Genomic DNA, 17,642 nt, shown 5'->3' with positions numbered 1-17,642 from the left:
CAGAGACGGAGATGGGGACCGAGACGGAGACGGGGACGGGGACGGAAACGGACGCGCGGGCGTCACTCCGTTCCGAACGCCGCCCCCACGATCCGCTCCGCCACCGGATTCATCTCCTCGCTCTTCGCGTCGGTCGCGTTCACCGAGTACACGAGGGTGCGTGACAGATTGCGGGTGGCGGCGATCGCCGTGCCGTAGCCGGGCCTGGCGCCGGACTTGGCCCAGACGACGGTGTCTTCGTCGACCTGGAAGCGCTGGAGGCCGGCGCTCATCGTGGCGTTCGGCACGTCCGGGAGTGTGAACATCTCCTTGTCCAGGAGGGGCTGGGGGACCAGTTGGCCGCGGAACAGTGCGAAGAGCAGGCGTTCCAGGTCCTCCGTCGTGGAGATCATGTCGCCCGCTGCCCACCGGTCCGACATGTTCCACTCGGTGGCGTCCACCAGCCTGCCGTCCGCCAGGATCTGGTAGCCGCGGTTGTGCGGGCCGTGGATACGGGGGTCGGGCCCGTCGGGGAAGGACGTGTGATGCATCCGGGCCGGCCGCAGGACCCGTACGGCCGCCTGATGCTCGTACGTGTCGTCGGTGACCTTCTCGATGAGCAGGCCGAGCACGGTGTAGTCGATGTTTGCGTACTGCTGCCGCTTGCCCGGGCAGAAGGCGGGGCCGGCGGCGACGGACGACGCCACGACCGCCTCCGGGGTCAGCGTCTCGAACCGCCGATCGTACCCCTCACCGTTCACGTCACCCAGCGTCGCTCCCGGCTTCAGCCCGCTGGTGAAGGTCAGCAACTGCCGTACGGTGATGGGTTCGAACGCCTTCGAGAGGAGGCCGGGGAGGTAGGTCTGGACGTGTCCGTCCAGGTCGATCGTGCCTTCCGCGGCGAGCTGCAGCACGACGGCCGCGGTGACCACCTTGGTGGTCGAACCGGCCCTGAAGCGCCCGTGTTCCAGGGCCTTGCGGCCGCTCGCCAGGTCGTGCACGCCGGCGCTGCCCCGCCAGGTGCCGGCCTTGCCCCCGACGCGTACCAGCGCGGCCGTCGTGTCCTTGTCCGGAATCCCCTTGAGCGCTTCGCGTAAGGCCTTGTCTGTCTTCGGACTCACGGTCTCCCGTACGACCGCCGTGGGGGTGGGGGCGGCGAGCGCGGTCCCGGCCAGGGGCCCCGCGGTGAGGCCCAGGACCACGAGGGCGGCGCAGGCGGTACGGATACGGAGATGCATCGGCTGACTCCCGGGGGTGGTTGGTGACCTTCATCCTCCGGTCGTACGCCGCCGCCGCGGATCCTCTCCGAGGAGGGTGCCGACCCTGGCCGCTGCCCCCATCAACTGCCGGGCAGAACAAGGGTGTTGTCAGGGATTCCCCTTACTGATGGTTTCAGAATGAGGTTCGGAGTCGTCTCAAGCAGATGATGCTGCAGGCAAGTTGGAGGAAGCCCAGGTGGAGATCTGCGCGCTTCTCGTAGCGGATCCGCAGCCGTTTGAACTGGTGCAGCCAGGCAAATGTGCGCTCCACGACCCAACGCGTCTTTCCCAGGCCGGAGCCGTGCGTGATGCCTTTTCGGGCGAACTTGGGTGTGATGCCGCGAGCCCGGAGAAGGCGGCGGTACTTGTCGTAGTCGTAACCGCGGTCGGCGAACAGCCGACTTGGCCGGTGCCTGGGTCGACCGCGGACACCGCGGATGCGGGGTATCGCATCGAGCAGGGGCATCAGCTGGGTGATGTCGTGGCGGTTCCCGCTGGTCAGTGAGACGCAAAGGGGGGTGCCTTGCCGGTCGACGATCAAGTGGTGCTTGCTGCCGGGCCGGGCCCGGTCGACCGGCGAAGGTCCGGTGTGAGCCCCCCTTTCAGAGCCCTCACGTGCGATCCGTCGATCGCGGCGTCGTCCATGTCCAGCAGACCCGCCGCACGCAGCTCGGCCAGCAGCACCTCGTGCAGTTGCGGCCAGACACCGGCCTCGGTCCAGTCCCGCAGTCGCCGCCAGGCCGTCACGCCACTGCAGCCGACCTGTTCTGCGGGAACGTCCCGCCAGCTCACGCTTTTGCACAGCCCGTAGACGATGCCTCTGAGCGCAGCCCGGTCATCTGCCGGCAACCGCCCCGGATACCGATGCCGCCGAGGCGGCCGAGCAGGTAAAAGCGGGGCTACACGTTCCCACAGGTCATCAGGCACAAGTTCAGCAGCCACTCAACCGATCCTGCCGACACAACACCCAACTGCCAAGCCCCACAACGAATGTCATTCTGAAACGGTCAGTTAGGGCGACGCACGCGGTACGGGAAAAACTGTTATCGCGGAAGCCCCTCCTCCGTCTCCTGTGCACACGCACCACGCACGCGCAACGTACGCACAACGCACACCCCTCCATCCGCACAGGAGCTATTCGTGGCAGAGCACAACAAGCACCGCATCAGCCGTCGCAGCGCTCTCCAGATCGCCGGTGGTGTCGCCGCCGCGGGAGCCGTCGGCGGTATCGCGGTCTCGTTGGGCGGCGGCGACTCGGCCGACGCGGCGCAGACCGGTGCCTCCCCGTCGCCCGGTGAGTCCGCCGGGAAGCCGGTCTTCGCGCACCCCGGGATGCTGCACAACGCCGGCGACCTCAACCGGGCCAGGGTGCGCGTCGCCGCCGGACGGGAGCCCTGGACGGCGGGCTGGCAGCGGCTGACCGCCAACCGGCACTCCGCGAGCACCTGGGCCCCCAGGCCGCAGGCCACGGTCGTCCGCGGCGGCACCGGCCAGAACTACGTGTCCCTCTACAACGACATCCACGCCGCCTACCAGAACGCCCTGCGCTGGAAGATCGCGGGCACGAGGGAGAACGCCGAGGCGGCCGTCGCGATTCTCAACGCCTGGTCGGCCACGCTCACCACGGTCACCGGCAACGCCGACCGGTTCCTGGCGGCCGGGCTCTACGGCTACCAGTTCGCCAACGCCGCCGAGCTGGTGCGCGACCACGACGGCTTCGACCTGGCCCGCTTCCAGAAGATGATGCTCAAGGTCTTCCACCCCATGAACGACGACTTCCTCACCCACCACAACGGCGCCGTCATCACCAACTACTGGGCCAACTGGGACCTGTGCAACGTGGCTTCGGTCATGGCGATCGGCATCCTCTGCGACAACAGGGCCGTGTTCGACCGTGCGGTGGACTACTTCAAGAAGGGGGCGGGCAACGGCTCGATCGGGAACGCCGTCCCCTTCGTCCACGAGTCCGACGACCTCGCCCAGTGGCAGGAGGCCGGCCGCGACCAGGGGCACACAGCGATGGGCGTGGGCCAGATGGGCGCGATCTGCGAGATGGCCTGGAACCAGGGCGTCGACCTCTACGGCTACGACGACAGCCGGTTCATGAAGGGCGCCGAGTACGTCGCCAAGTACAACCTCGGCGGCGACGTGCCCTTCACCAAGTACACCTGGCGCAGTGGCACCGGGAGGGGCAAGTACAACGAGCAGTCTGTGATCTCCGGCATAGCGCGTGGAGAGACCCGTCCCGTTTGGGAGATCCTGCACTACCACTACGCGCGCCGCCGTCGGCTCTCCGTTCCGAACATCACGGCCATGGCTGAGAAGGTGCGTGCGGAAGGCGGAGGCGGTGACTACGGACCGAACAGCGGCGGCTTCGACCAGCTCGGCTTCGGGACGCTGCTCTACGCCAAGTGACACCTCTTCGGGAAGGGACGGACGTGAACGGGCGGCAGTGGCGTACGACGATCGCGGCGGCGCAGGCCGGTGACCGGCGCGCGCTCGACGAACTCGTCGAGGGCTGGCTGCCGCTGGTCTACAACATCGTCGGCCGCGCGCTGAACGGTCACGCGGACGTCGACGACGTCGTGCAGGAGACGATGCTGCGGGCCGTCGACAACCTCGGCACCCTGCGTGACCCGGACAGCTTCCGCTCCTGGCTGGTCGCCATCGCCATGCGGCAGATACGCGACAGGGCCAGACGTCGGACCTCCGAGTCACTGGCCGACGACGCGGCCCAGGAGGCCACCGACTTCGCCGAACTCACCGTGCTGCGGCTCCAGTTGGAGGGTCAGCGGCGCGAGGTCGCGGAGGCGGTGCGCTGGCTCGACGACGAGGACAGGCAACTGCTGTCGCTGTGGTGGCTGGAGGTCGCGGGCGAACTCACCCGGCGCGAACTGGCCGCGGCCGTCGGTATCTCTCGCCAGCACACCGCCGTACGCGTCCAGCGGATGAAGGCCCGCCTGGAGGCCGCGCGCGGCATCGTGCGGGCCCTCGACTCGTCCTGCCCAGAACTGCGCGAGCTGACCGCCCGCTGGGACGGGCGCCCCGACTCGGTGTGGCGCAAGCGGCTGGCCCGGCACATCCGGGGCTGCCGTCACTGCGCGGCGCCCGGCGAGACGGTCGTACCGGCCGAACGGCTGCTCGTCGGGCTCGCGCTCGTCCCGATCCCGGTCGGCTTCACGCTCTCGCTCGCCCTCGGCGGCAAGACGGCGGTCGCCGCGACGACAGCCGCCACGGGGGTCGGCTGGTCCGCCAAGGTCGTCGCCGCACTCACCAAGCCCGCCGTCGCCATGACGGCCGGGGCGACCATCGTCGCGGGCGGCGCGTACGTCGTCACCCAGCCGGACTCCCGGCCGCCCAAGGCGGCCGCGCCGCCCACCGCGTCGAGCACCTCGCGGCCGAAGGCGCCGAGCCCCACCGCGGCGCTCAGCCCGTCACCGTCCCCCAGCAAGACCCGCAAGGACCTGTACGGCACTGTTGTCGACGCCGTCGACAGGGCCCCGGACCCGAACGCGCGGCCCGTGGACCTGCCGCGCCGCCCCGAGTCCGGGCTCACCAGCACCGGCGGACCCAAGGCCGTGATGCAGCACCGCGGGGACAGCGTGACGCTCAGCGGCCAGGGCTATGTGCTGGTGCGCTGGCAGATCTCCCCGAAGTCGCGGCCGGGCGCCGTGGTCATGCCGGCCTGGACCGGCCTCAAGGGGAAGCTGTTCCACGTGGCCTCGGGCGGCGGCCGCCGGATGGACGACACCTTCGCGGAGAACGCCGACGGCTACACCTCCGGCATGGGCGGACCGCGTGTCGGATACGCCGTCCTGCCGACCGGCACCCAGCAGATGTGGCAGAACGAGTACTTCTACGTCGACGGCACGGTCACCCTCACCCAGAACGAGCGGGGCGGCGACTACGGACTCATCGTCTTCCCCTCGAACCGGGAAGCCGTGACCAAGGACGTCATGACCGGCCCCGCCCAGGGCGCCATCCGCTACGGCCTCGTCCGCGACACCGGAGACGACACGGCACCGATCCCTCAGTACGTCACGCGCTCGACCCCGGCCGACGCGTCGACGGTCCGTCAGAAGTCGCTGCTGACTGGCTGGTCGCGCGGTCCTGGGCCGCCATGATCTCGTCCCCGTGGTCGAAGGCCCACGCCCCGAACGCCTCGATCGGGTCGAGCAACGTCCGCCCCAGCGCGGTGAGTTCGTACTCCACCCGGGGCGGCGACCCGGCGTACGCGCGCCGCCCGACCAGACCGTTGAACTCCAGCCGCCGCAGCGTCTCCGTCAGGACCTTCTGGCTGATCCCGCCGATGTGTTCACGCAGTTCGCCCGGTCGCCGCGGACCGTGCCGCAGCGCCCAGAGGACCACGGCGTTCCAGGTGTTGGAGAGCAGGTCGAAGGCGAGCCGGGCACGGCAGTCGGCGAGGAAGAACGGTTCGGTGCTCACATACCGAATGGTGCCCGAGCGGCTTCCTACTGTCGTAGGAGATCGACCCACGGACCGGAGGCAGAGGCGTATGCGGATAGGGATTCTCGGCACGGGCGGCATGGCGGACGCGCTCGGCACGCAGTGGCGGCGGGCCGGACACGAGGTGCTCGCGGGGAGCCGCTCGGGCGGACTGCGGGAGGCGGCCGGGTTCGGGACGGACGCGGTGCTGCTGGCCCTGCCGTACATGGCGGTGGCCGACGTGGTCGCCGGTCTTGAGGAGGTGCTCCGTGGGCGGGTGCTGATCGACTGCACCAACCCGGTGGGCCCGGGCTTCGCCCTGCTCACGGCGGGCGGGCCCGCGGCGGCCGAGCGGATCGCCTCCGCCGCCCCGGCCGCGTCCGTGGTCAAGGCCTTCAACCTCTGCCACGTGGACGTCTGGCGGCTGACCCCGCCGGTCTTCGACGACCGCCCGCTGGCGGTCCCGCTGTGCGGCGACGACGAGGCGGCGCTGACCGTCGTACGCCGCCTCGTGCGCGACCTGGGCTGCGAGCCGTTGAACGCGGGCGGCCTGGACCGGGCCGGGCTGCTGGAGGCGACGGCGGCACTGCTGATCGGACTGTGGGTGGGGGAGGGGGCGGACGCCCAGGCGATCGCCCCGCCACTGGAGTTCGCGCAGCCCTCCCTCTAGACCTCTGGACTCTTCAGGGACCCGGGCCCTTGGATCATCAGCCCTTGCGCAGTGCGCACAGCGTGTCGATGCGGTTCGTGGTGATCGAGTCGACGCCCGCGTCGAGGAGTCGCCGCATGGAGCGGCGGGTGTCGGGCGTCCACACCGACACCAGGTACCCGTCGCGGTGCGTACGGGCGATCACGTCCCGATTGGCAAGCCCGAAGCGGTAGTTGAGCCACTGGGGCCGCACCGCGTCGAGCAGTGCGGGACGCGGCGGCGCGAGGGTCGTCCAGGTGAGGGCGATCTCCGCGGCGGGGTCCGCCGCGCGGACGGCGAGCATGGTGTCGGCGCCGGCGCAGTAGTACACGCGCTCCTCGGCGCCGAGGTCACGGATGACGCCGACGATCCGGCGGACGGCACGCGCGTCCGCCGGACCCGGCAGATCGACCATGAGCCGGCCCTCGTCCGTGGCCTTCAGGGCCTCCTCCAGCGTGGGAACACCGCCGGAGGTCAGGCCCCGCACCTCGTCCGAGGAGAGCGACAGCAGTGGCCGGTCCTGCTCCCACAACCGCTTCAGCGTGCTGTCGTGCAGCAGCACGGGCACGCCGTCGCGGGTGAGCCGGACGTCGATCTCCACGGCGTCCGCGCCCCGTTGGAGCGCGGAACGCAGCGAGTCGATCGTGTTCTCGCGGACGCGGTAGGGGTCGCCGCGATGGGCCACGGCTGTCACGGTACGCATGGGCCCATTGTGCTGGGTCCGCGTCGGCTCAGGGAGCGAGCCAGGCAGAGGTGTACGTGTCGATGTCCTCGGCGAGCTTCGCCTTGCCGGTGTCGTCGAGGAACGAGGCCTCGACGGCGTTCTTGGCGAGCGCGGCGAGACCCCGCTCGTCCAGGTCGAGGAGGCGGGCGGCGACCGCGTACTCGTTGTTGAGGTCGGTGCCGAACATCGGCGGGTCGTCGGAGTTGATGGTGACGACGACCCCGGCCCGTACGAATTCCTTTATGGGGTGCTCGTCGAGGGTGCGGACCGCACGGGTGGCGATGTTGGACGTGGGGCAGACCTCCAGCGGGATCCGGTGCTCGGCGAGGTGCGCGAGGAGCTTCGGGTCCCGGGCGGAGCTGGTGCCGTGCCCGATGCGCTCGGCGCGCAGGTCGGTCAGCGCGTCCCAGATGGTCTCCGGTCCCGTCGTCTCGCCCGCGTGCGGTACGGAGTGCAGGCCCGCCGCGATCGCACGGTCGAAGTACGGCTTGAACTGCGGCCGGGGCACGCCGATCTCCGGCCCGCCGAGCCCGAAGGAGACCAGGCCCTCCGGGCGGAGCTTGTCGGTGGTGGCGAGCCGGACCGTCTCCTCGGCGGATTCGAGTCCCGCCTCGCCCGGAATGTCGAAGCACCAGCGCAGCACGGTCCCGAAGTCCGCCTCGGCGGCCGTGCGCGCGTCCTCGATCGCCTCCATGAAGGCGCCCTCGTCGATACCGCGACGGGTCGACGAGAACGGCGTGATCGTCAGCTCGGCGTAGCGGATCTGCTGGCGGGCCATGTCCCGGGCGACCTCGTACGTCAACAGACGTACGTCCTCGGGGGTGCGGATGAGGTCGACGACGGACAGGTACACGTCGATGAAGTGGGCGAAGTCCGTGAAGGTGAAGAAGTCGACCAGGGCCTCGGGGTCCGAGGGCACCTTGGAGTCGGGGTGGCGGGCGGCCAGTTCGGAGACGATACGCGGGGAGGCTGAGCCGACGTGGTGCACGTGGAGTTCGGCCTTGGGCAGTCCGGCGATGAAGGCGTGCAGGTCGTGGTGGTCGGTCAAGGGTTCCTCCCCGGGAACGGCGTCCGGCCGTGTGTCCGGCGGACGCGGGTGATCGGCTGATCGATGGTTCAGGGATCATCGTAGGACGCGGTCTGTGCGGGGGAGGCACGGGCCGTAGCATGACGCTACGTACGACAGAGGGGACTCCGCGCATGTCCGACGACGCGCAGACACCGGGTGCGGCGGCCGGCGACGAATCGGGGGCCGGCCCCGAGGACGCGGCTCCCGCTCCGAAGGTCCCGCTGAGCAAGTCCTCCGCCGAGCCGAACCCCTGGGCCCCACCGACGGACGCGCCCCCTGGAGAGAGGGCCGGCCCGACACCGCCGTCGGTTCACGACCAGCAGACGGTGACGTCGCTGCCGGGCGGGGCGCCGCACGCTCCCGGTACGGGTACGGGTACGGGTACGGGGCCGGGTGCTCCGGTGCCGCCCGGCTCGGGCTCTGTGACCCCCGCGCCCCCTGCGAACCCCTCGGCTCCCTCAGGTCCGCAGCCCTGGGCCAACCCGTTCGCGCCGCCGGCCGCCTCGGCCCCGCCGAACCCCTTCGGGCCTCCCGGAGGGGCGCCCCACCCGTACGCGCCCCCGACCGGCCCGCATCTCCACCCCACTCATGGCTCCTCCGTGCCCCCGCCTCCCATCGCGCCCGAGGGCCCTGGGCAGATGCCGTACGGATACGGCTACCCGGGATACCCCGCCTACGGTGGCCCCGGCGGGGGGCCCGGCTACGGCTGGCCGGGGATGCCCATGGCGCCCAGCAACGGGCTGGGCACGGCAGGGCTCGTACTCGGCATCATCGCGGCGGTGGGCTTCTGCCTCTGGCCGGTTGCCCTGGCCTGCGGGATCCTCGCGGTGATCTTCGGCGCGATCGGACGCGGGAAGGCTCGCCGCGGCGAGGCCACCAATCCCGGCCAGGCGCTGGCCGGGATCATCTGCGGTGCCGTCGGCATAGCGCTGGCCATCGCCTTCGTGGTGGTGTTCCTGATCGTCCCCGACGACTCCGAAAGCGACTCGGGAACCGTTGACGACGGCTTCAACACGTCCCTGACCGTCAACGGCTGATCTGCCTACGGCTGTCTGCGGGCCGGTGGGGGCTGGTCGCGCAGTTCCCCGCGCCCCTGAGGTGGGTGGGGCTTGACGGTGTGCGTCGGGTGCGAGCCGTCCGGGGCCGAGCGCGCAGTTCCCCGCGCCCCTGAAGGCGTAGGGCGTCCCACGCTTTTCAGGGGCGCGGGGAACTGCGCGAGCAACCCACGACAACCCGCACCCGGCAAATGAACCCGACGCCCCCTGGGGCCAAGGGGCGCGGGGAACTGCGCGACCAGCCCCCACTGGCCCGCACTCATCACGCAGCCCTCAACCGCCCCCGCGCCTCCATCAGCGCGAACCCCAGCAGGTTCGGCCCCCTCCACCGCTCCGGATCGAACGCACGGTCGTCGTTCGCCGCCACCCCGATCCCCCACACCCGGTCAACGGGGCTGGCCTCAACGAGCACCCGCTCACCCGTGCCCAGCAGAAACGACCGGAGCTCGCCGTCCGAGGCGAACTTCCGCACGCTTCCCTCCACGACGATCCCGAACCGCTCCCGCTCCCAGGCGCCCTCGTCGAACCCCCGCACCAGCCGCCCCGCCTTCTTCGCGAGCGCGGGATTCGGCGCGTCGAGAGCGAGCCGCTCCGCCCGGTCGTCACCGAACAGCCGCGCTTTCCGCGCCATCATCCAGTGCTCGGCCGTCCGGTACTCCACCGAGTCCACCGTGAACGGCGACGGCCACCATTGACTCAGACAGCCGGCCCCCACCTGCCCGTCGGCCCGCGCCCGGTGCCCCCAGAAGTGGAGGTACTTGACCTTTTCCCCTGACCGGACCGCGCTGACCAGCGCGTCCCGCGAATCGATCTTCCCCATGCACGCGAGTCTGGCAGGCACCACTGACAGTTCGTCCCTCCTTTTTCAAGGGAACTCGACACCTGGTCGACAGATTCCGTCGCGTAACCAAAAGGCAACAACGGAATCACTTGTTGGAGGGCCGTTGCTCTGTCAGGATCGGCACTCAAATCGAGCTGGAGCTACGCCGACCCCCGGTGCACGGGGAGGACGGCGGAGGAGAGCGACATGCACAATCCGGGCCATCGCTTCCAGGCACAGGACCGCTTCGAGGCGGGCGCGCAGTACATCGCGGGCCGGCTGACGAAGGGCACGTCCGGCCGCACCCACGCGGTCGTCGACCCGGCCACCGGCGACGACGTCTACACGTACCGGCTGGCGAGCACCGTGGACGTGGACGCGGCCGTCGCCGCCGCCCACGAGGCGTTCCCGGGCTGGGCCGCCACCACCCCGGGCGAGCGCTCGGACGCCATGCACCGCTTCGCCGCAGTACTGGCCGACCGCGCGGAGGAGTTCGCGCAGGCGGAGTCCCTCCAGTGCGGCAAGCCGATCAAGCTGACCCGGGAGTTCGACGTCCCGGGCACGATCGACAACACCGCCTTCTTCGCGGGCGCCGCCCGGCATCTGCAGGGGCAGTCCGCCGGCGAGTACTCCGGCGACCACACCTCGTACGTACGCCGTGAACCCATCGGTGTCGTCGGCTCCATCGCCCCCTGGAACTACCCCCTCCAGATGGCGGCCTGGAAGGTCCTCCCGGCGATCGCCGCGGGCAACACCATCGTTCTGAAGCCCGCCGAGCTCACCCCGCTCACCTCGCTGCTGTTCGCCGAGGCGGCCACCCAGGCGGGTATCCCCGACGGTGTCGTCAACATCATCACCGGGGCCGGCAAGGACGCCGGTGAGCATCTCGTCGGGCACCCCGACGTCGCCATGACCTCCTTCACCGGTTCCACCGCGGTCGGCAAGCGCGTCGCCGAGATCGCCACGGCCACCGTCACACGCCTCCACCTGGAGCTCGGCGGCAAGGCGCCCTTCGTGGTCTTTGACGACGCGGACCTGGAGGCCGCCGTGCACGGCGCGGTGGCGGGCGCCCTCATCAACACGGGCCAGGACTGCACGGCCGCCACGCGCGCGTACGTGCAAAGGCCCCTCTACGAAGAGTTCGTTTCGAAGACCGCGGGCCTGATGGCGACCGTCCGGCTCGGCGACCCGTTCGCGCCGGACACCGACCTCGGGCCGCTCATCTCGGTCGCCCAGCGCGACCGCGTCGCCGGATTCGTCGACCGGGCGCGGTCCTACGCGCGCGTGGTCACCGGCGGTGAGATCCCGCAGGACCTCAAGCACGGCGCGTACTACCGGCCCACCCTGGTCGCGGACGCCGCGCAGGACAGCGAGATCGTGCAGTCCGAGCTCTTCGGTCCCGTCCTCGTCGTCCTGCCCTTCGACAGCGACGACGAAGGCATCCGGCTCGCCAACGACACCCCGTACGGCCTCGCCGCCTCCGCCTGGAGTCGTGACGTGTACCGCGCGAACCGTGCCACGCGCGAGATCAAGGCCGGCTGTGTGTGGGTCAACGACCACATCCCGATCATCAGCGAGATGCCGCACGGCGGCTACAAGGCGTCCGGCTTCGGCAAGGACATGTCCTCGTACTCGTTCGAGGAGTACACCCAGATCAAGCACGTCATGTTCGACAACACCGCGGTGGCCAGGAAGGACTGGCACCGCACGATCTTCGGGGACCGATAGTCACCACCGGCCGAGACCAGGCCGCACCCTCCCGAAAGGGCACCACGAGCATGGAGCAGTACGAGCCCGAAAGCCTGTCCTCGGCCCAACTGGCCGCCATGCGGCGCAGCCTCAGGAACGGCAGGGCCTCACTCACCCGCCGTTCACTGATGCGTGCGTCCGCCGGCGGCGCGCTCGCGCTGGGCGGACTCGGGACGCTGAGCGCCTGCGGGATCCCCGCGGCGAAGAACACCGCGGGCGTCTCGTCCGAGGACCACTCGGCCAAGGAGAAGCAGATCAACTTCTCCAACTGGACCGAGTACATGGACGTGGACGACAGCGAGAAACGCCACCCCACGCTCGACGAGTTCGCCAAACGCACCGGCATCAAGGTCAAGTACACCGAGGACATCAACGACAACGTCGAGTTCTTCGGGAAGCTCAAGCCGCAGCTCGCGGCGGGCCAGGACACCGGACGCGACCTGATCTGCGTCACCGACTGGCTGGCCGCCCGGCTCATCCGCTTCGGATGGGTGCAGAAGCTGAACGCCTCCAACCTGCCGCACGCGTACGCCAACCTCTCCCAGCAGTTCCGTACGCCGGACTGGGACCCGGGACGCGCGTACTCCTACCCCTGGACCGGTATCTCCACGGTCATCGCCTACAACAAGAAGGCGCTGGACGGTGTGGAGGTGAAGTCCCTCTCCGACATGCTCGACAACCCCAAGCTCAAGGGGCGCATCGGCTTCCTGTCGGAGATGCGGGACAGCATAGGGATGACGCTGCTCGACCTGGGCAAGGACCCGGCGAAGTTCACCGACGACGACTTCGACGCGGCGATCGCCCGCCTCCAGAAGGCCGTCGACAAGGGCCAGATCCGCCGCTTCACCGGCAACGACTACACCTCCGACCTCACCAAGGGCGACCTCGCGGCCTGTGTCGCCTGGGCCGGTGACGTCGTCCAGCTCAAGGCGGACAGCCCGGACGTCGACTTCGTCATCCCGGAGAGCGGCTATCTGACCTCCACGGACAATCTGCTGGTCCCCAACAAGGCGCGGCACAAGACCAACGCCGAGCGGCTCATCGACTACTACTACGAGCCCGGTCCGGCCGCGCAGCTCGCCGCGTACATCAACTACGTCTGTCCCGTCGACGGCGTGAAGGCCGAGCTGGCGAAGATCGACGAGTCGGCGGCGGAAAACCCGCTGATCATTCCCGACGCCGCCATGGCGGCCAAGTCCCACTCCTTCCGCTCCCTGAGCACGAAGGAAGAGACGGCCTACGAAGAGAAGTTCGCGAAGCTGACAGGGGCGTAACGCCTCCGGCGGGTGCGGATTCGGTGGTCCAGGCAAGCCCGGGCGGGTGCCCGGCGCCCTGGGCGGCAGACACCGGCTCCGCCGCGGACCTGCCCGTGCGGCACAGCTTCCGTGTCCCGCCCCCGGACCACAGACGACCCCGACACCCAGGGACCACACCATGACGAACGACACCGGCGGCGACGTCCGCCTCTCCGGAATCAGCAAGACCTACGGCTCCTTCACCGCCGTCCACCCGCTCGACCTGACCGTCCCCCAGGGCTCGTTCTTCGCGCTCCTGGGCGCCTCGGGCTGCGGCAAGACCACCACCCTGCGCATGATCGCCGGTCTGGAGGAACCTTCCTCCGGCTCCGTCCGTCTCGGCGACCAGGACGTGACGAACCTGCCGCCGTACAAGCGGCCGGTGAACACGGTCTTCCAGTCGTACGCGCTCTTCCCGCACCTCGACATATTCGAGAACGTCGCCTTCGGTCTGCGCCGGCGCGGCATCAAGTCGGTGAAGAAGCAGGTCGAGGACATGCTGGAGCTGGTCCAGCTCGGCGAGCAGGCCCGCAAGAAGCCGCATCAGCTCTCCGGCGGCCAGCAGCAGCGCGTCGCCGTGGCCCGCGCGCTGATCAACACCCCCAAGGTGCTCCTCCTCGACGAGCCCCTCGGCGCCCTCGACCTCAAGCTGCGCCGCCAGATGCAGCTGGAGCTCAAGCGCATCCAGACCGAGGTCGGCATCACCTTCGTGCACGTCACGCACGACCAGGAGGAGGCCATGACCATGGCCGACACGGTCGCCGTGATGAACGCGGGCCGTGTCGAGCAGCTCGGCTCGCCCGCCGACCTCTACGAGAACCCGAACACCACGTTCGTCGCCAACTTCCTCGGCACCTCGAACCTCATCGAGGCCGAGGTCGACTCCAAGAGCGGCGACGAGATCGTCCTCAAGGCGGGCGGCGGCAAGCTCCTGCTGCCCGCCGCGCGATGTTCCGCGCCCACGACGACCGGCGGCAAGGTCCTCGTCGGCGTACGACCCGAGAAGATCTCGCTCACGCACGCCGACGACGCCGGCGAGATCCCGGCGGGCCGCAACCGCATCACCGGCACGATCGCCGACTCCAGCTTCATCGGCGTCTCCACGCAGTACGTCATCGACAGCCCGGTCTGTCCCGAGTTCGAGGTCTACGCCCAGAACATAGACCGCGACTCCCGGCTCGTGCCCGGCACCGAGGTCGTCCTGCACTGGAACCCGGCCCACACCTTCGGCCTGGACGCGGCCCAGGACATCGACGCCGGGATCGAAACGGTCGAGGAAGAGGCGGCCTGATGACGACCGTCACCGACGCGCCACCCCTGGCGCCCACACCCGCGCCCGAGGAGCGCCCGCCTCGCAGAAGAGGCCGCCTCACTCCGTACTGGCTGCTGCTCCCCGGCATCCTCTGGCTGCTCGTCTTCTTCGCGCTGCCGATGGTCTACCAGGCCTCCACGTCCGTGCAGACGGGCTCCCTGGAGGAGGGCTACAAGGTCACCTGGCACTTCGCGACCTACTGGGACGCGGTGGCCGACTACTGGCCGCAGTTCCTGCGCTCCATCGCGTACGCCGGCACCGCCACGATCCTGTGTCTGCTCCTCGGCTATCCGCTCGCGTACCTGATCGCGTTCCGCGCGGGCCGCTGGCGCAACCTGATCCTGATCCTGGTGATCGCGCCGTTCTTCACCAGCTTCCTGATCCGTACGCTCGCCTGGAAGACGATCCTCGCGGACGGCGGACCGGTCGTCGGCGCCCTCAACTCGCTGCACGTCCTGGATGTCACCAGCTGGCTCGGCATCACGGCGGGCGACCGGGTGCTGGCCACGCCGCTCGCGGTGGTCTGCGGTCTCACGTACAACTTCCTGCCGTTCATGATCCTGCCGCTCTACACCTCGCTTGAGCGGATCGACGGGCGGCTGCACGAGGCGGCCGGCGATCTGTACGCGAAGCCCTTCACCACCTTCCGCAAAGTGACGTTCCCGCTGTCGATGCCAGGTGTCGTCTCCGGGACGCTGCTCACCTTCATCCCGGCGAGCGGCGACTACGTGAACGCCGATCTGCTCGGCTCCACCGACACCCGCATGGTCGGAAACGTCATCCAGACCCAATTCCTGCGGATTCTCGACTATCCGACGGCCGCGGCGCTCTCGTTCATTCTCATGGCCGGGATCCTCGCCATCGTCACGCTCTACATTCGCAAGTCCGGGACGGAGGATCTGGTTTAAATGGCCCTCGTACGCTGGCTGAAGCGCCGTCTCGTCGTCATCGCGGGTCTGCTGACCCTCGGTTATCTGCTGCTGCCGAACATCGTCGTCACGGTGTTCTCCTTCAACAATCCGAAGGGGCGCTTCAACTACGAATGGCAGCAGTTCTCCACGGACGCCTGGACCGATCCCTGTGGGGTCGCCGACCTGTGCGGCTCGCTCTCGCTGAGCCTGCAGATCGCGGCCTGGGCGACCCTCGGCGCGACCGTCCTCGGCACGATGATCGCCTTCGCGCTCGTCCGCTACCGCTTCCGGGCGCGCGGCGCCGTGAACTCGCTGATCTTCCTGCCGATGGCGATGCCCGAGGTCGTGATGGCCGCCTCGCTGCTCACGCTCTTCCTCAACCTGGGCGCGCAGCTGGGCTTCTGGACGATCCTGATCGCCCACATCATGTTCTGTCTGAGCTTCGTCGTCACCGCCGTCAAGGCCCGTGTCATGTCGATGGATCCGCGGCTGGAGCAGGCCGCCCAGGACCTGTACGCCGGTCCCGTGCAGACCTTCGTCCGCGTCACCCTGCCCATCGCCGCCCCCGGAATCGCCGCGGGAGCGCTGCTCGCCTTCGCGCTCTCCTTCGACGACTTCATCATCACCAATTTCAACGCGGGCTCGACCGTCACCTTCCCCATGTTCGTCTGGGGCTCGGCCCAGCGCGGAACACCCGTTCAGATCAATGTCATCGGTACGGCCATGTTCATCGTCGCCGTACTGTTCGTGCTGGCCGGAATGGTCATCGGCAACCGCAGGAACCGCCAAAAGGCATAGCGCTTCAATGAATATCAAGAAAGCAGCAGTCGTAGGGAGTTGAAATCATGGCCCCAAGCGCCATGAGCCGTGACAAGAACTGGGCGAAGTCGCTTTCGGACGCCCAGCCGGTCTCGTACTGGCTGGACGACCCCGGCAAGCCCCGCCCCGAGCCCGCGCTCACCACCGCCGAGACCTGCGACCTGCTCGTCGTCGGCGGCGGCTACAGCGGACTGTGGACCGCGCTCCTCGCCAAGGAGCGCGACCCCGGGCGCGAGGTCGTCCTGGTCGAGGGCCGCGAGGCGGGCTGGGCCGCCTCGGGCCGCAACGGCGGTTTCTGCGCCGCCTCCCTCACCCACGGCCTGTCCAACGGCCTGACCCGCTGGCCCGACGAGATCCACAAGCTGGAGGAACTGGGAGCCCGCAACCTCGACGGCATCGAGGCCACCGTGGCCCGCTACTCCCTCGACTGCGACTTCGAGCGCACCGGCGAGATCGACGTCGCCACCGAGCCGTACCAGGCAGCGGAACTCCGCGACTGGCACGAGGAGTTGGAGCGCCGCGGTCTGGCGAACGACGTCGAGTACCTGGACGCCGAGGCCGTACGGGAACAGGTCGACTCACCGACATTCCTCGCGGGCCTGCACGACCGCCGCGGCGTCGCCATGCTGCACCCCGCCAAGCTGGCCTGGGGCCTCAAGCGCGCCTGCGTCGAGCTGGGCGTCCGGGTGTACGAGAACACGCCCGCCCTCACCCTCAAGCCGTACGGCGCCGGAATGGCCGTACGCACTCCGTACGGCAGCATCCGCGCCCGCCGGGTCGCCCTGGGCACGAACATCTTCCCGAACCTGGTCAAGCGTGTGCGCTCGTACACCGTCCCGGTCTACGACTACGCGCTGATGACCGAGCCGCTGACCGCCGACCAGCTCGCGTCGATCGGCTGGAAGAACCGGCAGGGACTCGGGGACTCGGCGAACCAGTTCCACTACTTCCGGCTGTCCGCCGACAACCGGATCCTGTGGGGCGGCTACGACGCGGTCTACCCGTACGGGGGCCGGGTGCGCGCCGAGTACGACGACCGGCCGGAGACGTACGCGAAGCTCGCGGGCCACTTCTTCACCTGCTTCCCGCAGTTGGAGGGCGTTCGCTTCAGCCACGCGTGGGGCGGCGCGATCGACACCTGCTCCCGCTTCTCCGCCTTCTTCGGTACGGCGCACCAGGGCCGCGTGTCCTACGCGGCGGGCTATACGGGCCTCGGCGTCGGCGCCACCCGCTTCGGCGCGGACGTGATGCTCGACCTGCTGTCGGGGGAGCGCACCGAACGTACGTCGCTGGAGATGGTCCGCAAGAAGCCGCTGCCCTTCCCGCCGGAACCGTTCGCGTGGACGGGGATCGCACTCACCAAGTGGTCCCTGGCGCGGGCGGACGCGCACGGCGGCCGGCGCAATCTGTGGCTGAAGACGATGGACCGGCTGGGTCTCGGCTTCGACAGCTGAGACCGTGTGACCCTCTTCACTCTCAACAAGTTGTCAGAACCCGCGTAATGCTCGGCCCGAAC

General features: G+C 69.5%; 15 protein-coding genes and 1 pseudogene. 10 read left to right on the top strand and 6 right to left on the bottom strand.

The features are described from left to right. Positions 1 to 62 precede the first annotated feature (62 nt). Together OG718_RS17985 and OG718_RS17980 are read right to left on the bottom strand one after the other, a co-directional pair. The gene (locus tag OG718_RS17985) at positions 63 to 1,217 is read right to left on the bottom strand and encodes a serine hydrolase domain-containing protein (protein WP_143640703.1); all 1,155 of its coding nucleotides are present in this window, start codon (positions 1,215 to 1,217) and stop codon (positions 63 to 65) included. 154 nt (positions 1,218 to 1,371) lie between these two features. Then, positions 1,372 to 2,180 (bottom strand): IS5 family transposase gene (locus OG718_RS17980; protein ID WP_328844589.1). Its coding sequence is split into 2 segments (ribosomal slippage): positions 1,372 to 1,841 and positions 1,841 to 2,180, totalling 810 coding nucleotides; the frame shifts between segments, so codons are not numbered across the junction. A 198-nt stretch (positions 2,181 to 2,378) separates the two neighbouring features. On the opposite strand from OG718_RS17980, the gene OG718_RS17975 reads away from it, so the two are divergent. Together OG718_RS17975 and OG718_RS17970 are read left to right on the top strand one after the other, a co-directional pair. Next, positions 2,379 to 3,653 carry an alginate lyase family protein gene (locus OG718_RS17975; RefSeq protein WP_143640704.1) on the top strand — a complete coding sequence of 425 codons (1,275 nt, stop codon included), beginning with the start codon at positions 2,379 to 2,381 and terminating at the stop codon, positions 3,651 to 3,653. 23 nt (positions 3,654 to 3,676) lie between these two features. Continuing rightward, a complete protein-coding gene (locus tag OG718_RS17970; RefSeq protein ID WP_328844588.1) occupies positions 3,677 to 5,362 on the top strand; it encodes an RNA polymerase sigma factor in 1,686 nt (561 codons plus the stop codon). On the opposite strand, the gene OG718_RS17965 is transcribed toward OG718_RS17970, so the two are convergent. Next, on the bottom strand, positions 5,277 to 5,684 hold the full coding sequence (locus OG718_RS17965; protein WP_260695454.1) for a winged helix-turn-helix transcriptional regulator: 408 nt from the start codon (positions 5,682 to 5,684) through the stop codon (positions 5,277 to 5,279). The two genes, OG718_RS17970 and OG718_RS17965, sit on opposite strands and share 86 nt — an antisense overlap. A gap of 70 nt (positions 5,685 to 5,754) precedes the next feature. Between OG718_RS17965 and OG718_RS17960 the strand changes: the two genes are divergently transcribed. Continuing rightward, positions 5,755 to 6,354: an NADPH-dependent F420 reductase gene (locus OG718_RS17960; protein ID WP_328844587.1), complete on the top strand. Its 600-nt coding sequence runs from the start codon at positions 5,755 to 5,757 to the stop codon at positions 6,352 to 6,354. A gap of 37 nt (positions 6,355 to 6,391) precedes the next feature. On the opposite strand, the gene OG718_RS17955 is transcribed toward OG718_RS17960, so the two are convergent. Continuing rightward, positions 6,392 to 7,075, bottom strand: coding sequence for a glycerophosphodiester phosphodiesterase (locus OG718_RS17955; RefSeq protein ID WP_328844586.1), 684 nt, complete (start codon positions 7,073 to 7,075; stop codon positions 6,392 to 6,394). A 28-nt stretch (positions 7,076 to 7,103) separates the two neighbouring features. Further along, positions 7,104 to 8,197: pseudogene (locus OG718_RS17950) on the bottom strand (adenosine deaminase). A 99-nt stretch (positions 8,198 to 8,296) separates the two neighbouring features. Between OG718_RS17950 and OG718_RS17945 the strand changes: the two are divergent. Beyond that, positions 8,297 to 9,202, top strand: a complete 906-nt coding sequence (locus OG718_RS17945; protein WP_328844585.1) for a DUF4190 domain-containing protein — start codon at positions 8,297 to 8,299, stop codon at positions 9,200 to 9,202. 280 nt (positions 9,203 to 9,482) lie between these two features. On the opposite strand, the gene OG718_RS17940 is transcribed toward OG718_RS17945, so the two are convergent. After that, on the bottom strand, positions 9,483 to 10,040 hold the full coding sequence (locus tag OG718_RS17940; RefSeq protein WP_328844584.1) for an NADAR family protein: 558 nt from the start codon (positions 10,038 to 10,040) through the stop codon (positions 9,483 to 9,485). A gap of 207 nt (positions 10,041 to 10,247) precedes the next feature. On the opposite strand from OG718_RS17940, the gene OG718_RS17935 reads away from it, so the two are divergent. The 6 genes from OG718_RS17935 (at position 10,248) to OG718_RS17910 (ending at position 17,580) form a co-directional block, all read left to right on the top strand. Continuing rightward, positions 10,248 to 11,768, top strand: coding sequence for a gamma-aminobutyraldehyde dehydrogenase (locus tag OG718_RS17935; protein ID WP_328844583.1), 1,521 nt, complete (start codon positions 10,248 to 10,250; stop codon positions 11,766 to 11,768). 50 nt (positions 11,769 to 11,818) lie between these two features. Further along, positions 11,819 to 13,063 carry a polyamine ABC transporter substrate-binding protein gene (locus tag OG718_RS17930; protein WP_143640712.1) on the top strand — a complete coding sequence of 415 codons (1,245 nt, stop codon included), beginning with the start codon at positions 11,819 to 11,821 and terminating at the stop codon, positions 13,061 to 13,063. A gap of 160 nt (positions 13,064 to 13,223) precedes the next feature. Next, on the top strand, positions 13,224 to 14,375 hold the full coding sequence (locus OG718_RS17925) for an ABC transporter ATP-binding protein (protein WP_143640713.1): 1,152 nt from the start codon (positions 13,224 to 13,226) through the stop codon (positions 14,373 to 14,375). Continuing rightward, the gene (locus OG718_RS17920; RefSeq protein WP_143640714.1) at positions 14,375 to 15,304 is read left to right on the top strand and encodes an ABC transporter permease; all 930 of its coding nucleotides are present in this window, start codon (positions 14,375 to 14,377) and stop codon (positions 15,302 to 15,304) included. The genes OG718_RS17925 and OG718_RS17920 overlap by 1 nt, the downstream gene beginning before the upstream one ends. Beyond that, complete coding sequence (locus tag OG718_RS17915; RefSeq protein WP_055617187.1) at positions 15,305 to 16,105, top strand: ABC transporter permease; 801 nt, start codon at positions 15,305 to 15,307, stop codon at positions 16,103 to 16,105. It abuts the gene before it with no gap. Positions 16,106 to 16,152: 47 nt separating this feature from the next. After that, positions 16,153 to 17,580, top strand: a complete 1,428-nt coding sequence (locus OG718_RS17910; RefSeq protein ID WP_328844582.1) for an NAD(P)/FAD-dependent oxidoreductase — start codon at positions 16,153 to 16,155, stop codon at positions 17,578 to 17,580. Positions 17,581 to 17,642: the final 62 nt, after the last annotated feature.

This window comes from Streptomyces sp. NBC_00258 (assembly GCF_036182465.1).
Lineage (GTDB): Bacteria > Actinomycetota > Actinomycetes > Streptomycetales > Streptomycetaceae > Streptomyces.
Note: the sequence above shows the minus strand (reverse complement) of the source record. Positions and strands in the feature narration are given on the sequence as shown.

Excerpts from the sequence above, each read along its gene's own strand:
- OG718_RS17920 (WP_143640714.1), top strand. The coding sequence starts at position 14,375 with ATGACGACCGTCACCGACGCGCCACCCCTGGCGCCCACACCCGCGCCC.
- OG718_RS17985 (WP_143640703.1), bottom strand. The coding sequence starts at position 1,217 with ATGCATCTCCGTATCCGTACCGCCTGCGCCGCCCTCGTGGTCCTGGGC.
- OG718_RS17915 (WP_055617187.1), top strand. The coding sequence starts at position 15,305 with ATGGCCCTCGTACGCTGGCTGAAGCGCCGTCTCGTCGTCATCGCGGGT.
- OG718_RS17955 (WP_328844586.1), bottom strand. The coding sequence starts at position 7,075 with ATGCGTACCGTGACAGCCGTGGCCCATCGCGGCGACCCCTACCGCGTC.
- OG718_RS17940 (WP_328844584.1), bottom strand. The coding sequence starts at position 10,040 with ATGGGGAAGATCGATTCGCGGGACGCGCTGGTCAGCGCGGTCCGGTCA.
- OG718_RS17925 (WP_143640713.1), top strand. The coding sequence starts at position 13,224 with ATGACGAACGACACCGGCGGCGACGTCCGCCTCTCCGGAATCAGCAAG.
- OG718_RS17945 (WP_328844585.1), top strand. The coding sequence starts at position 8,297 with ATGTCCGACGACGCGCAGACACCGGGTGCGGCGGCCGGCGACGAATCG.
- OG718_RS17935 (WP_328844583.1), top strand. The coding sequence starts at position 10,248 with ATGCACAATCCGGGCCATCGCTTCCAGGCACAGGACCGCTTCGAGGCG.
- OG718_RS17930 (WP_143640712.1), top strand. The coding sequence starts at position 11,819 with ATGGAGCAGTACGAGCCCGAAAGCCTGTCCTCGGCCCAACTGGCCGCC.
- OG718_RS17960 (WP_328844587.1), top strand. The coding sequence starts at position 5,755 with ATGCGGATAGGGATTCTCGGCACGGGCGGCATGGCGGACGCGCTCGGC.
- OG718_RS17910 (WP_328844582.1), top strand. The coding sequence starts at position 16,153 with ATGGCCCCAAGCGCCATGAGCCGTGACAAGAACTGGGCGAAGTCGCTT.